Source organism: Oleiphilus messinensis (assembly GCF_002162375.1).
GTDB lineage: Bacteria > Pseudomonadota > Gammaproteobacteria > Pseudomonadales > Oleiphilaceae > Oleiphilus > Oleiphilus messinensis.
Window position 1 is genome coordinate 2985461 of record NZ_CP021425.1, and the last position, 15770, is coordinate 3001230.

At 48.6% G+C, this 15770-nt stretch carries 6 protein-coding genes; 3 read left to right on the plus strand and 3 right to left on the minus strand.

What is annotated here, in order from left to right; translation table 11 throughout:
* Positions 1 to 109: 109 nt before the first annotated feature.
* The 3 genes from OLMES_RS13155 (at position 110) to OLMES_RS13165 (ending at position 2144) form a co-directional block, all read left to right on the plus strand.
* Positions 110 to 1396, plus strand: a complete 1287-nt coding sequence (locus tag OLMES_RS13155; protein WP_087461683.1) for an iron-containing alcohol dehydrogenase — start codon at positions 110 to 112, stop codon at positions 1394 to 1396.
* A gap of 68 nt (positions 1397 to 1464) precedes the next feature.
* Positions 1465 to 1719 (plus strand): type II toxin-antitoxin system Phd/YefM family antitoxin, encoded by a 255-nt coding sequence (locus OLMES_RS13160; RefSeq protein WP_157678297.1) that lies wholly within the window; start codon positions 1465 to 1467, stop codon positions 1717 to 1719.
* Positions 1719 to 2144 carry a hypothetical protein gene (locus tag OLMES_RS13165; RefSeq protein ID WP_087461685.1) on the plus strand — a complete coding sequence of 142 codons (426 nt, stop codon included), beginning with the start codon at positions 1719 to 1721 and terminating at the stop codon, positions 2142 to 2144. The genes OLMES_RS13160 and OLMES_RS13165 overlap by 1 nt, the downstream gene beginning before the upstream one ends.
* Before the next feature lie 42 nt (positions 2145 to 2186).
* On the opposite strand, the gene OLMES_RS13170 is transcribed toward OLMES_RS13165, so the two are convergent.
* Genes OLMES_RS13170 through OLMES_RS13180 form a run of 3 tightly spaced genes read right to left on the minus strand, consistent with a single transcriptional unit; the run spans position 2187 to position 15761 of the window.
* Entirely contained in the window at positions 2187 to 5732 is a 3546-nt protein-coding gene (locus OLMES_RS13170; protein WP_087461686.1) for a non-ribosomal peptide synthetase, read from the minus strand.
* 15 nt (positions 5733 to 5747) lie between these two features.
* Positions 5748 to 7496: a PhpK family radical SAM P-methyltransferase gene (locus OLMES_RS13175; protein ID WP_087461687.1), complete on the minus strand. Its 1749-nt coding sequence runs from the start codon at positions 7494 to 7496 to the stop codon at positions 5748 to 5750.
* Between the two features lie 12 nt (positions 7497 to 7508).
* Complete coding sequence (locus OLMES_RS13180; RefSeq protein WP_087461688.1) at positions 7509 to 15761, minus strand: non-ribosomal peptide synthetase; 8253 nt, start codon at positions 15759 to 15761, stop codon at positions 7509 to 7511.
* Between the last annotated feature and the right edge of the window lie 9 nt (positions 15762 to 15770).

Here is a 15770-nt window from a genome sequence, read left to right on the forward strand (position 1 = left end):
AGTAATTGCTCTAAAATGCTACATTCTTCAGTAGTGCAACCGTTATTCGTTGTTACTGGCTGTTAACGTTATTTGTTCCCCATAATAAAAATGCTATGGAGTACCCACTGTGAACGTGCCTGAATTGCTTGATGATGTAGAGACCCGCCTGGTTAGAACGCTTCGTTTATCCCGCTTGAAGAACAAGATTGTCGGTACCGGATATATTACCGGGTTGCGGGCATTGTCCACGATCCTGAATATTCCTAAGCCGACGGTATTTATGAGTAAAGGGGCATCGATTCGTCTATGCGAGTCTGTTTCCCAGTTCGGTCTTGAGAAAGCGCTGATTGTGACGGATGAAATGCTTTATAAGCTCGGCGTGCTGGATGGCATTCTGGCGGAGCTGGATAAGCAGGGCATGCAGTATTCATTGTTTACGGAAGTTTTGCCGGATCCGACGTTTCAAGTGGTTGATGCAGGCCTTCGACGTTATCAGCAAGATAGTTGTGATTGTGTAATGGCTATTGGGGGTGGGTCATCTATTGATGCGGCCAAAGTCATTGCGTTAGCCGCTACCAATGAGGTTGAGCCCATCGGTCTGGTGGGAATCCTGAAAGGTAAGAAACCGGCTGCGCCGTTTTTTGCGATTCCGACAACATCCGGCACAGGATCGGAGGCAACCATTGGTGCGGTTATTTCGGATGCGGACTCGCACAAGAAAGAACTGGTGATCGATACCAAAGTCGTGCCTCTGCTTGCGGCACTGGATCCGGAACTGATGAAAGGATTACCTGCTCATATTACTGCAGCCACTGGCATTGATGCCCTGACGCACCTGATCGAAGCCTACTTGAGTGGCCTGGCAACAAAAGAATCGGATTATTATGCAAGATCCGGTATACAAATGATTTTTGAAAATCTACCCCAGGCATGTAAGCGTGGTACGGTGATTCGTGCACGGGAAAAGATGGCGCTTGCCTCTTATTATGGGGGCTTAACGATCAATATAGCCGGTTTGGGCTACGTACATGCCTTTGCTCATCAACTGGGGGCGCTATATCAGATTCCCCACGGAGAATCCAACGCGAAGGTTTTGCCCCAGGTATTAGAGTTCAACAAGCTCTGTTGCCAAGAGCGCATGGCGGAATTGGCCAGAATGCTCAAACTAGGCAGAGAGGGTGATTCCGACAGCGAGCTTGCCAGCGTATTTATCGAAGCCGTGCAGAAGTTGATCGCCGATGTAGGTATTGAACCTACGGTGGAAAAGCTGGCCCGAAAGGATTTCAATACCATTATCGCAGCAGCCTTTAAAGAGGCCAATACAACCTATGCGGTTCCCAAATACATGTCTTACGATGAAGCAGAACAGCTGTTGATGGCATTGGCCGCTACCGGTATGAATTTACCCAAATGATTGCTTGGTAAAATCCGTAAATTACGGATAATATGTATTTTACATATTATAAGTATTTAGGTGATTTTATGGCACAGGTAACATCAGGTGAATTGCAAAAAGAGTTTGGCCGCTATCGAACTATCGCGCATCGGGAAGCTGTTGTCATCACCAATCACGGCAGGGAAGATTTGGTTCTTATATCCGCAGAGGAATATCGCCGACTACAAGAGCTGGAAAAAAGAGCATTTCATGTTTCAGAAATGTCAGATAATGATTTACTGAGTCTATCTGAAGTCGAGATTCCAAGAGAAGCAAGCCAGTACAACGATGAACTGAAGTAATGGCGAAAATACCTGAAATCGGTCATGTTATAAAATATTCCTATCTTTGGTGGAACGAACATCGGAAAGGCAAGGTCGAAGGGCTTAAGGAAAGGCCTTGCAGTGTTTTGCTTAATCGGAAAGATGAAAATGGCAGAACAGTATTGTTTGTTCTACCAATCACTCATACCCCTCCGGAAGACCCAGAATCTGGTATCGAAATCCCAGCAGCAACCAAAAAACGTTTGGGCCTAGATGAAGACAGGTCCTGGGTCATCACAACAGAATTCAATAAATTTAGTTGGCCTGGCTATGACATTCGGAAACTCGATAACGGCTTATACAGTTATGGTGTTTTGCCTGAAAAGTTAATTACAGAGATCATAAAATCAGTACAGAACAATGCAAGAGTCAATAACTCCAGTATCGTTGACAGGGATGATTGAAACATGATCAAAGGCCCGAATTGTTCGGGCCTTAAGTTATGCTTATTGCATCGCCTTATTCACATTGGCGTTGCTCATTTCTTTACTCTCAGGATCTTTGATCAGCTCCGCGCGAAACAGTTCACCCAGGTTCTCGACATTAGGTGGCAGGACCATGGTCTGGTGATGTCCGGGTGTCATGTGAACAGTAATGTTGCCGGTGACCCAGTTGTGCCAGCCCAAAGTTTGATCTTGACCGCAGATTTCTTCCGCAAAGTGCGCTTCTCCCTGAGGTCGGAACAGGGTGAGATTGCCATTGTACGTGCGCGGCTGATAGGTTTCGACCGCGTGGTAGTTTTGTTTACTGACATTTAAGATGCGCCGAGCCTGTTCGATGCTGAAACCCATTGGCAGGGCCTGGGCTTCACGTGTCGCGTCGATTGCGATATTGAGCTGGGTCTCGGTATCTTTACCGCGTAACGCATCCGGATCAACCTCAGCAATGCCGCCGAGCAGGGAGGCGATAATTTCAGCATCATCATGGTCGGCAAACTTTCCCTGAAATACGTCAGGTGCATAGGCGTCTATCAAGCCGAGGAAGGCGATTTCACGACCTCTTTCCTGCAAGTGTACTGCGAGTTCAAACACCGCTACACCGCCGAATGACCATCCGGCGAGATGCAGTGGCCCTTCTGGTTGATCCTGACAAATTTGTTCTGCATAGTAACGGGCCATTTCTGGGATCGACTCGATCGGATTTTGCCCGGGTTCGATACCTTGGGCCTGAATCCCGGTGACAGGCATGTCCGGCATCAGCTGGTTCGCTAAATGGTAATAGCACAACACGGTTGCCCCGGTGGGGTGAATGATATAGAGCGGATTTTGAGTTTCATGACTGGTGATAACCACCAAAGGAGACCATTCACTGGATTCCAACTGCTGTTGATGGGACTTTATTTTCGCGGAGAGCTGTTCCACTGTGGGGTATTCGAAGAGCGTTGTGAGTGGGAGGTTAACTGAAAACGTTTGTTGAATCGCACTCATCAGTCTAACCGCGAGCAGGGAAAATCCGCCCAGTGCAAAAAAGTTATCCGTCGCACCGACATTTCGACAGTTGAGTAGCCGCTTCCAGATTGAGGCTACTTTAAGCTCGATTTCATCCCGTGGGGCGATAAAGTGAGTATTGGTGCTTTGGATATCCAAACGTTCCAATTGAGCATAATCAACTTTTCCTGAAGGGGATACCGGAATTTGCGGGATGATATTAATCAGATCCGGCCGCATAAATTCCGGCAGCGCCGTTTCGAGTGAAGTCTTGATTTCTGTTGCAGCCAAATTGCAACCGGGCTGGAGTACAACAAACGCAACAAGACGTTTTAGTTCTGTTGTTAAAGCGGTTTCCTTGGGGCCCGTGGTGACAATCTGCGCGACAGTTGCCGCTTGTTGAATGCCTTTTATTTTGAGCAATTTGGACTCGATTTCTTCTGGCTCGATGCGGAAACCTCTAACCTTGAGTTGCCGATCAATGCGACCCATATGGCGAATGCGGCCATCGGGTTGCCAACTGGCGAGATCTCCAGATCGATAAAATGGTACACCGTCCAGCGTGATGAACTTTTTTTGCTGGTCTTCATCGCGGTTATGGTAGCCAAGTGCCAGTGACAGGCCCGAGATAAGCAATTCACCGGGCACACCCACCGCGCAGTCGCGCACGGCAGGTTCCGAATCGGAGGGCGCAACAATGCGACAGCTGACATTCTGAATTGGCTGGCCGATATCCGGGCCCAGTGTGGCTGATCGATCCAGTTCTGGTTGAGATGGCACCACACCCATCGTCGTACAGACTGTTGCTTCTGTCGGGCCATAGGCATTGATGAGTTTACATCGATGTCGCCAACGATTTGCAATCTCGGCGGAGCATTGTTCTCCTGCAACGATGATGGTTTTCAGATCATCGTTCGTTTGCTCGTGGGGTAATAGAGCCAGGGATGAGGGCGTCAGTGTGATATGCGTTACGCCAAACTCACTGATGGCGTGATAAAGATCCGGGCCGGGCATGATCTCGTCACGAGGAAATACGACGAGGTTGCCACCGCTCCAAAGCGATGTAAACATTTCTGAAATTGATGCATCGAAGTTTAACGAAGCAAATTGCAAGGTACTGGATGTCGCATCAAGCTCGAATTCGCGAATTTGAGCGCTGATCAGATTGGACAATGCGGTTGCTTTGATTTTGACCCCTTTGGGTAATCCCGTAGAGCCCGATGTGTAAATCAAATAAGCAAGTTCAGATGGATAGTGAGCGCCCGGGTGTTCCAGCACGGTCAGTGTCAGTGTCAGTGTGCCTGATTCCAGCATCGGCGCTGGAATTTCAAACTGTTTCGCTGAGCTTTTGACATTCTCAAGTAACCCGAGCGGGGCGTCTGCCTGAGTACTTAGAATAACGTTGCAGCCGCTATCTTTTAGCATGTGTTCGATGCGGTCACTGGGGTAATCCGGGTCCAGGGGCAAAAAAGCGGCATTCTGATCGAGTGTCGCGAGCATGCTGGCCACCTGTTCGATACCGGGCCGGAAATAAAGGCCGATTAGTCGCTTATCCACTGAAGGATCATTGGCCTGATGCTGCGGATCGGATTGAGTCGAACTTTGATTCAGGAATGCTTCCAACTGGCTTGAGATTGCCCGTATCAGCGTATCGAGTTCGTGATAGCTGATTCTGTCCTGTTGGGTTGTAACTGCAATGTTACCGGGGTGTGCAGAGACAATCTGCAGCCACTGTTCGGTCAGCGTCTCGTCTGGCAAGGGTATGGCTGGCCCATTTTGGGCTTTCTGAACAATATCCTGATCCAGAGGACCGAATAAATCGAGCGTGTTGATAGCACGAGTTGGGTTGCCCAATGCCTGCTTTAGCAGATTTTGCAAGTGCTCCATAAAAAGCGGAAGACGTGCTTCGTTAAACCGGTGTTTTCGAGCTTGCAATTCGTAATTCAAAACGCCATTTTGTCCTGACGTGATAAACAGGCTAATGTCATTGTTAAGTGTTGCAGGCAAGCTGCCATGAATCGCATCATAGGTCACGGCAACATCGAATAACGGGCAGCGGTTGTCTGGTGCTGCAAGGGAAAAATCATCGATAATTTGTTGCCAGGAATAATGTTGATGCTGATAGGCATCCAGCAATTGTGTGCGAATCTGCATTAATGCGTCTTTAAAACTATGACCCTCGTTAAGGGTCGATACGATTGGTAATGCATTGTCGACTGCGCTTGTGACGTCATCGTCGTGCTTCCGTGCAGGTGAGCCCGTAACAATGGATATATTTTGCGTATCGTTGTCAGCATCAAAACCATAGCGCCGAAGGCAAAGGTGAACACCACTGACGATGATCGTGTAAATTAAAAAGTGTCCTCCCTGACTTATTTTTTGAATGAGCTCAGAGACTTCAGCGTTAAGTTGTCCGCTGACTGATTGAAAATCCATCGCCGTGTTATTACTGTCGAGGGGGAGATTGCTGCGATCAATTGCCTTGCTGAGCGAGCGTTGCCAATAGTCACGGGCGGCGATGGTATTGGCATCAAAGAGTAACGTATTTTTATTCTGTTCAGGCATTAATTAAAACTCCGGCTAAAATGCAAAGCTTTCCATGGCATCGTCTTTTACATGGTGGGTTGCAGTGTGGTGAACACTGCTCATCATCTGGGTGTCGGTTTGTTTGTAAATCAACAGGTTTTCGATGGCGTCGAATACGGATTCCGGTATTGATTTCAGACTTGAGTCTGTGAGCTGGGCTTTTACAGCCATATTGAATAAAGCGATATAGTCGATGACCTGTTGCTTACTGTAACCTCTGCGTTGCAGATAGAACGTAGACCATTGTTCAAAGCCATGTTGTGGTAACCAGGTTGAGTTGCGGGTATCGAAAAACAACCTTTCCACCCAATCACTGGCGGTATCGCTGTCCATAGTGTCGTGTTTCCAGGAAAAACCGTTACCCGTGAGTCCGTATTGTTCACGGTTTTTCCAGATGGGGGTCAAGGGGTCGCAATACCAGAGCTGTGCCCGGAAAAAGTCCGGTTTGGCTTCCTCTATTAATGACTGGGTCTCCCGGATTGTAGCTTCTGTTTCCCCCGGGAAGCCGATGATCAAACTGGCGTGCGCGGAGATACCTGCGGCTTGTAACTGGGGGATTGCCGCCGCAAAATGCTTCCGTCGCGCCGTTTTGTTCATATTCTTGAGCAAAGTATCACTGCCGGATTCCACACCTAGAAATACGCCCTCGCAACCGGCTTCTCGCATTAGGTGGATGGTTTCTTCATCGCCCTGATCACTGCGATAGAATGAATTCCATTTGAACCCGTAATTGCGACGGATCATCATTTTGAGAATATCTTTGAATCGCTTTTTGGGCACATTGAATGTGTCATCCAGAAACGTCAACGTATCGACACAGCCAAGATCGGCAATACGGTCCAGTTCTTCTTCAACCAGCTCAGGGGATAAGGTTTTGTATGCACCTGCTCGTTGGGGAAACCCACAGAAAGCACAGCTGTAAGGACAGGATTTTGCGGTACGGAGCGAAATAAACTGTGACAGTTGTTTTTTGGGAAACAGAGCATAATCGACCGGCTCGTCTTCAAGTGCATTGTTTTCTACGGCCTTTTCAGTCCGGATGAAGGGCGGGGATATGGTATTTCGGTTCTTGTACAAAAGATTATTAATGTCTGATAACGGTTGTTCCCGCCGCAATGCTGTCAGTATTTTCGCCAGGGTTTGTTCACCCTCGGAACTGATCACATAGATATCTGCACCCAAATAGCTGAAAAGACTGTACAGCTCCTCATCACTTCTTAAATCTGCCTGTCCGGCAATGTAAGGGCCACCGACAATGACTTGGGTTTCAGGGCTGAGAGACTTAACAAACTGGATGATTTCAATCATCGGTTGCGGGGTGACATACAGGGTTGTGGTTACTGCAACCGCGCGAACTTTTCCTGTGGTGAGCAATGTCTTGAGGCGGTCTTTTTCCTGTTGAAACAGGTTAATCCATTCGGTGTTGAAATCCCGTTTACGCAGAAACGTTGTGAGATAGCTGACGGCTGGCCAGAGAAAATCAAGATTGTTGAATGGGCGGAACGGATCTGGCTGGCCTGATAGGTCGGTCTCAGTCTCGTCGATGGCTGACCCGAATTTGGGATTATGCTTCCGGTAGACTTCGTTGATCAGATCCAATGCCGTGTACTGCGAATCATTGTGTTCAACAAAAGCCAGGCGCAAATCGCGCCAGGCACCACCATTGTTGTCCACAGACCGGACCAGTTCAACATGAGAAGGGGTTTCCGGCATGTTCATCCCGATAACGATGCAATCAATCATTTCGAACTCCTTCTAAAAGTTAAACTCTTCGTTTTGGTCATTGGTTGCAACGCTTTGGGTTGCGGTTCCGGCTTGTGCCGATAGCTGGGTTAACGGGCTATCGGGATTATCGGTACTCTCTGTTACGATGTTCAGGTAAAGCGCCATCAAAAGGGTCGCATCTTCGTCACTGAAATAGTTGTGATCGTATTCCAATACGATATCGAACGAGGTTCTGGTTTGACTCACAGACATGACCAGTGGATATTTCGCCTGTCCGCGGCGCGCCGGAAGCAGGCTTATCTGTAGCGATGAGGGCGTAGTGTCTGGATTCGACTCCATATGCTGGTAATCAAACACCACCTGAAACAGCGGATGAACGCCGGCTTTTCGTTCAACTTTCAATGCCTTGACCAGAATGTCAAAAGGCAACTCCTGATGGTGCTGGGCTTCAGTCACCTGTTTGAAAGTATGACTCAACAATTCACGGAATGTGGTGTGCTGGTGTAACTTGAGTCTGATGGGCAGAGAATTGACGAAAAAGCCAATCATCGGTTCCAGCTCTTGCCGGGTGCGGTTCGCAGCAGTTGTGCCGATAACCAGATCAGACTGTCCTGAGAGCCGTTGCAGCAGGATGCCAAAAGCAGTAAAGAAATACATATAGGGGGTCACTGACTGCGCGTTACAAACTTGGTGTACCGCTTTGACCGTGGGGGCGGGGAGTGAATTGTAAAATACACCACACTGGTGATCTGAAGTCTGTTTTTCCGTCAGTGCAATCTGTTCTGGTGCGCCTTGAAGTTCCATTTTCCAATAGCACAAGTGGCTATCCTGAACCTGTTCTGTCAGCGTTTTTCGCTGCCAGAAGGAATAATCTGCGTATTGAATTGCAAGCTGGGGTTGGGCCTGTTTCAGTGCGGTTGTGTTGTCATCCGTAAGATGATTGAAATAACCGTATGCGCTGACCAATTCATTCAGAAAGATATCGGTGGACCAGCCATCAAAAATGATGTGGTGAAAAAGCAGGATGAGGATGTGTTTATTCTGCTGGTATTTGAGCAAATGAACACGGAACAAAGGTTCACTACTCAGGTCGAATGTGTAGCGGGCTTCTGCTTCAATCAAATCATTGCATTTTTGCTCGCGAACTGCGGGCGCATGACTGGAGAGATCCAACATGACCCAATTGACATGTTGCGATGATTGAATGACCTGGATCGGCGTTTCGCCATCCATACGGAAATTAGTGCGCAGCGCTTCGTGTTTTTCGACAATATGTTCAACCGCTCGACTCAGGCTTGAAACGCTCAACAAGCCATCAATCTGGAAGGCTACAGACATATTATAGCGACTGCTATCGGGTTCCAGTTGGTGCAGGAACCAGAGCCTTTCCTGGGCGTAAGACAACGGGACCGCGCTATCGCGAGGATGACGGGGGATCGTTGTCAATCCGGATTGGGTTGAGTCTCCCGGGTGAACGTCAGACTGCCCCGCCTGTGCGGTTCCCAACGCCTGAGTTAGCGCCCTTACGCTGGGGTGCTCGAAAAGCGTCTTCACACTCAGGCTGATACCTGTTTCAAAGCGGATACGATTGATGAGTCGTGTGGCAAGCAGGCTATGGCCGCCTGCCTCAAAGAAATTTTCAGTGACTTTGAGCGCTTCGGCGTTTGGTAAAATCTTGCGCCAGATTTGCAGTATCTGTGACTCCAGTTTTGAGTCGGGGGAGGCATCAAGGGGGGCATTGTCCGGGTTCGTGTATGTGTGTTCATGAAGCTGTATGGTATTGGTCTGAACCGGCACCGGGAGTTTGTTACGATCCAGCTTACCACTGGTGGTTTTTGGGAATTCCGCTACGTAAACCCAAATCGTCGGGATTTGATAGTCCGGTAACCGCTCCTGCAACCAGTTTTTCAGGTTGCGTGTTAGTGCTTGTTCTTGTTCCCTGGGAAAACCGCCGATATAACCGACCAGGACTGGTGATTCCTTTAAGGTTTTTGCAACCACTGCGCAGTCTCGAATACCCGGGTAACCACTTATGACGGCTTCGGTTTCACCGGGTTCGACCCTGAAACCCCGAATTTTGACTTGCTGATCGATTCTTGAAAGATAGGTGAATTGGCCATCCCCTTGTGATCGAACGAGATCTCCGGTTCGATAAAAACGTTTAAACTGATCCGGTTGCAAGGCGTGCCGGATAAAACGCTGCTTTGTTAATTCGGGTTGGTTGACATAGCCGGAGGCCAAACAATCGCCGGAAACCCAAAGTTCACCCGGAATGCCTTCAGGTTGGGGTAACAGCGTATCCGGGTCGACTACGGTGAGTTCAACATGATTCAACGCCGTTCCGATGCTGGGTAATCTTGGCCATGTTTCTGATTTTTCCGGCAGTTGCAGCGCGGTTATGACATGGGTTTCCGTTGGACCATAATGGTTGTGAAGCCGGCACACTGGATTGGATACAAAAAATGCTCGAATCGGGTCTGTTATTTTGAGTTGTTCGCCAGCCGTAATAACGTCGTCTAACAGGGGGAGGGACTGAGATTGCAGGTGATCGAATTCTGACTGTGCGGACTCACACAGAGCCTGTAAGGCGACATAGGGCAAGAATACTCTTTCAATTCGATTTGCTTTAATAAAATCAAAAAGTGCAGTACTGTCAATCCGGATATCATCCGGGCAAATTATCAATGTACCTCCGGTACACCAGGTTGTGGCGATTTCCTGGAAACAGACATCAAATCCAGGAGAGGCAAATTGGAGTGTTCGAGCTGATTTATTCAGTCTGGGTTGCTGTTGATGCCATTTGACCAGATTGCCGAGGGCAAGATGCGGTACCGCTACACCTTTTGGCGTGCCAGTACTACCGGATGTGTGCAGAATATATCCGGTTGCCTTGGTGGACACACGGGTTCCATGGTGAGGCTGTGTGTTCAGCTTACTTTCGGCTGCGAGCCAGATTTCGCGCTCATCACTGTTTACCACGGAGCAGTCTACTTGAAACGCTGTGTTCTCCAATAAGGTTTCCAGTTTTTCAGAGTCGATCACCAACAGGGCACATTGGGCATTAAGGATGATCTGATTCGCCCGTTGAATCGGGCAATCGGGCAAAATGGGAACATACGCAATCCCGCCCCGAAGACAGGCCAGTTTCCAGATAAACAAATCGCCGCGACGGGGCAGCCATAACGCAATTGATTGGCCTTCCCGGATACCTTGATGTGTTAACCAGCGCAACAGCCGATCTGATTGTCGGCCAATTTCGCCGTAGGTGTAGTCTTGTTCGGCCTGTAATGCTGTCCGGTTGGAGAACTGGGCAATGGCGGCCTCGATTTGATCCACCAGTAACGATCTGCTTGGTGTTCGAATCAGGTTTGCGGGTTTGACGGGAAGCCTGGAGGGGGGGAGGTGCGGACAATCCCTTAGCTCAATTTGTCCCAGTGCTTTTTCCGGTTCCTGCACAGCAATCGATAACAGCCAGACATAATACTGAACGAAGCGTTCGGCACTCTGCTTTGATATCAGCGTTAGATCATAGGAGAAGATCCCCTGTATCTGGCCCTCGGATTCTGTGAGTGACATCATCAAATCGAACATGGCACTTTGTTGTTCAAGCTTGACGGGTGTAATTTCAATATCCGGAATATCACGATCCACTACCGGGGCGTTGTGCATCATAAACAGGGTTTGAATAAGCGGATTATAGCCCTGATTGCCACTGAGATTGAGCGCTTCGACCACGTTGTTAAACGGAATTTCCTGATGACTGAAGGCATCCAGCAATGTGTCCCTGGTCTGTGTCTGCAACTGATTGAGGGACTGATTTGAATCGAGGTCGAAGCAAATCGGCAAGGTGTTTACGAAAAATCCGATCAACTTTTCCAGTGCCGGGTGATTGCGATTTGCAACGGGGGTACCAATGATCAGTCGTGGTTGACGGGTATAACGGTATAGCAGGGCGGCATAGATACTCAGAGCGACCATGAATACGCTACTGTTCCGGGCGTGTGCGAGGCTTTTGATTCGGTTTACGACCTGACGATCCAAATCGAAATGGATGGTGCCACCGCGTTTAGCTTGATAACGAGCATCGCCAGACTTGAGTCGAGGGAAATCAAAGGGGTAATTTAAAAGGTCCGGATAGCCTGCAAGTCTGGACTTCCAGTAGTCCAATTGTTCTGCATAGGCGTTTGTCGTTTCACGATCCTGGGTATAAAGGGCGTAATCTGCGTACTGTATTGGTAGCGTCGTTTCCGGTTTAGCTTCCGGTTTAGCGGCCAGTGCAGTCGGCGACTGTCGCGCAGCTTCGCTTGCCTGATAGCCCTGTTTGAGCTCGTCGAACAGGATTCCAAGGGACCATCCATCGGAGATGATGTGATGCATCACGAAGGCGAGCACGTAGTGCGGAGAGAATCCGCCAGAAACTTCTGCATTTGAGCAATCCAGCAAACTCAATGATAAGAGCGGCCCACGCTCAAGCTCGAAGCGTTGGCTGGTTAACTGGTTAAGCGCGCGGTTCAGTGAGTCTGGGTCGGTGGAGTACTCGTCACGCAAATCGATGATTTCCAGTTTAACGTCGCAATCATCGAGTAGCTGTTGTTTAGGCCCATCTTCGGTTTCAATGAATCGAGTGCGGAGTATGCTGTGTTTCTTGACCACATTGCTTACTGCATTCTGCAGGCTTTGAATCTGTAGTGGGCCTCGGATATGTACCGCCATAAATACATTGTAGGCGTTTTGCAGCTCGGGAAACTGATGCAAAAACCATAATCGTTGTTGACCAGGGCTGAGGGGGTAGAGGGCGTTATCGATTTTAGGTGATGTTTCGGGAAAGTGCGTTATTGTGTACTCACCTGCTTGTGCCTTTTTGTCCTTGGCCTGCCGTGTTTTCGCATTGAGCGCATCTGCAAAAAGCCGAATTGTGGGGTTCTCAAATAATGCTCTAACACTCAGTTTTGAAAGCGAGGCTTGAATGTCCGGAGTATTGATTTCCCGGTAGCACTCAAGTTGCTTTTGATTAAACTGGCTGGTTTTCAACCGATTCGTAATCTGGGCTGCCAGCAAGGAGTGGCCGCCCAATTGAAAGAAATTATCGTCTATTCCGAGTGGGGCTGTGAGCCCTAAAATCTCTGACCAGAGGTCACAGAGGAGATGATCTAAAGGGGATCGAGGCGCACTGTGTGTCTCGCTGGAGGTTTGTAACGAGAATTCGGGAAGCGCTTTTCGATCCGTTTTGCCATTTGGCGACAGCGGGATAGAAGCGATTTGACAATAACGGGAAGGTACCATGTAGTTTGGTAACCGTTTCCTTATTTTGGCTTCTATCGCAACCATATCGAGCGGGTCATTTATCCGTTCGGGCACAAGATAGGCGGCTAAGATGGTTTTGTTACCCGAGTGATCGGCCAAGACCGTCACAACCGCGCTGTTAATCTCCGCTAACTGATTGAGTTGATATTCAATTTCACCAAGTTCGACTCTGAATCCACGAATCTTGATCTGTTGATCAATGCGCCCCAGATACTCCAGTTCATTGTCCGAATTTACCCGTACGAGATCCCCTGTGCGATAGAGTTGGTCTTTGTGTTCGGGTGTGAATGGGTTGTTAATAAACTTTTCTGCAGTTAATTCCGGCCTTTTAAAATACCCTCGAGCGAGACCCTCACCACCCAGTAGTAGTTCCCCACATACACCTTCGGGGACAACTTGCAGGTTTTGATCAACGATGAATGCTGTCGTGCCGGCTATTGGCAGTCCAATGGCCGCGCGTCCACCTTTTGTTCGTAGTTTGAATGTCGAATAGGTTGTATCTTCGGATGGGCCGTAAAGATCATAAACCTTCGTGATGTGAGGGAGACGATAAAGCCGGTCAACGAGATCCTGACCAAGCGGTTCCCCTGCCAGGTTAATGGTTTGTACGGTTTCGGGAATGGCGTTGGCATCCAGAAGCGAGCGGATGGCCGAGGGCACTGTATTGATCAGGCTGGGGTTAAGATTTGGGAGGTGATTGCCTGTTGGTCGTTCAACTGTCTGTCTTTCAACCGTTTGTTTTTCAAGGCAGGCCAGTGCATTGTCTACCAATACAACGGTGCCACCAGCGCTCAGTGTGACAAATATTTCGAAGACGCTGAGATCAAAGCAGATTGAAGTCGAGGCCAGAACCCGGCTGAGTGTATCGTTATCAAATTGCTCCCTCGCCCAGTCGATCAATGCAGCGGCTGAGCGATGCTCAATCGCCACACCTTTAGGGCGTCCGGTTGAACCCGAGGTATAGATTATGTACGCCAGTTGATCAACTGAAACGTTATTGGAACGCAGTGGGTTTGCGCAAAAAGACAACGCCGTTTGTTTTTGAATGGCATTCCAGAACAGGTTACCGTGAGCAGTTGAACTTATTGCTTGTGATTTGATAGCACGAATACAGTCTTCGGTGGAAGGTTCAACAAAGATGTAACGCGCCTCGCAGTCTTCAAGTATTTGGTAAAGGCGACTCGCGGGGTATTCCGGATCAAGTGGGACATAACAAGCACCCGCTTTGAGAATACCGAGTAATACAACTATCAGATCGGTGTCGCGGGTCAGGCAGACTGCTATCGGGTCTTCGCTATTTACACCTTCGTGTAAGAGATACTGTGCGACCTGATCTGATTTACGCTCCAGATCGAGATAGGTGATCGAATATTCACCATTCGTAACGGCGACCGCATTGGGATTCTCAACCACAGACTGGTGAACTTTGTGCTCCAGCCTTTCCCTTGTGGAACTTAAATCCTTAGGTGATGATAAGCCTTGTTGCAATCTGAATTGCGTTGTTTCGCTGCATAACTTTAATTGCGATACCGGCGTTTCCGGTACTTTTATTGCGTGAGTGAGCAAGCAGTTGTACTGTTCTGCCATCCGTTCAATCGTTCGACGATTGAACAAGGCGGCCTGATAGAAAAAATCGAACCTGAGCCGGCCGCCGTTAGAAGCATCAAATTGACTATAGACTTCCAAATCGAAGCGAATGTTGTCCGAGGCATCAAGTTCAAGCGGTTTAACGGTCAAGCCTTCCAAATCGAGAACCAGTGCCGGGGTATTCTGAAATACGAAAAGCACTTGAAATAAAGGCGTCTGGCCGAGCTCACGATTGGGTTGTATTGCCTCTACAACTTTCTCGAACGGCAAGTCCTGATGCCCATAGGCCGATAAGAGCGTGTTTTTGAATTGTTGCAACGCATGGTTAAATGTATCTTCTGGGTGATGGGTAGACCGGATAGCAAGTGTATTAACAAAGAAACCGATCAGTTTTTCCAGATCTTCCGCTTCGCGATTCGCAACAACAGTGCCGGTAACAATATCATTCTGACCGCTGATCCGGCTTAAAAAGCAGTTAAATGCACAATATGCGACCATGAAAGGACTGGCATCATGGTGTAGAGCGAATTGTTGTAATTGATGGGTTTCTGAATTGGTGAGTAGAAATTGATGGTGGGCGGCTTTATCCGGGCTGTCGGGCTGCCGGGTGTTATCAAGCGGCAAGTTTAGCGTTTGTGGTACATCATGGAGTTGTTCACGCCAATACTGAAGTTGCTGCTTCATATTCTCGCCGGCAAGAGTCTCTCGCTGCCAAAGCGTATAGTCGGCGTATTGTAATGGCAACTCAGGGAGTATTACCGCAGTGCGTTCAGCTGTCCCGGGATGAACTTCGTTACAGTGGCTATGGTGACGATATAATTGCGCCAATTCGTCAAGTAGTATGCTCATTGACCAGCCGTCTGCAATGATATGGTGCAGGCACAGATGCAGCCAGTAATGTTCGGACTTGAGTTTAATCAAATGCACTCGGAGTAACGGGCCGGTTGCAAGGTTGAAGGCCAAATCGTTGACATCATTCAGTAAGCATTGTGCATGATGGTAAGCGCTAATGTCTTTATCCCAGGTTTGTGAGGCCTGGCTATACAGTTCGAGTTGCTTAAGCGGAAAGAGTTTTTTATCAACCCAACCTTCTGGCATCACCCGTTGCAGGGGGAGTGCATTATCTAATATAAAACAGGTCCGCAAGCTCTCGTGCCTTTTTACCAGATCGAGCAAGGCGAGTTGCAGCGCTTCGTGATCAAGATGTCCCTGAAGTTCCAATGCGCCACTGATATGGTATGCGGTGGATTCCGGGTAAAGTTGTTGCAGGAACCAGACGCGTTCCTGTGCATAGGACAGCGGGAAATCATAGACCTCCATGTCTTTTAGAGAGGGAGTTGCCGGTTCTGTGTTGTGATTGAAGGCAGTCCCTTCTGCTTGTTGCTGCTTCATGTTGCCCTT

Bases quoted from the DNA above. Each gene is read 5' to 3' on its own strand.
- OLMES_RS13165 (WP_087461685.1), top strand. From the start codon at position 1,719: ATGGCGAAAATACCTGAAATCGGTCATGTTATAAAATATTCCTATCTT.
- OLMES_RS13180 (WP_087461688.1), bottom strand. From the start codon at position 15,761: ATGAAGCAGCAACAAGCAGAAGGGACTGCCTTCAATCACAACACAGAA.
- OLMES_RS13175 (WP_087461687.1), bottom strand. From the start codon at position 7,496: ATGATTGATTGCATCGTTATCGGGATGAACATGCCGGAAACCCCTTCT.
- OLMES_RS13170 (WP_087461686.1), bottom strand. From the start codon at position 5,732: ATGCCTGAACAGAATAAAAATACGTTACTCTTTGATGCCAATACCATC.
- OLMES_RS13160 (WP_157678297.1), top strand. From the start codon at position 1,465: ATGGCACAGGTAACATCAGGTGAATTGCAAAAAGAGTTTGGCCGCTAT.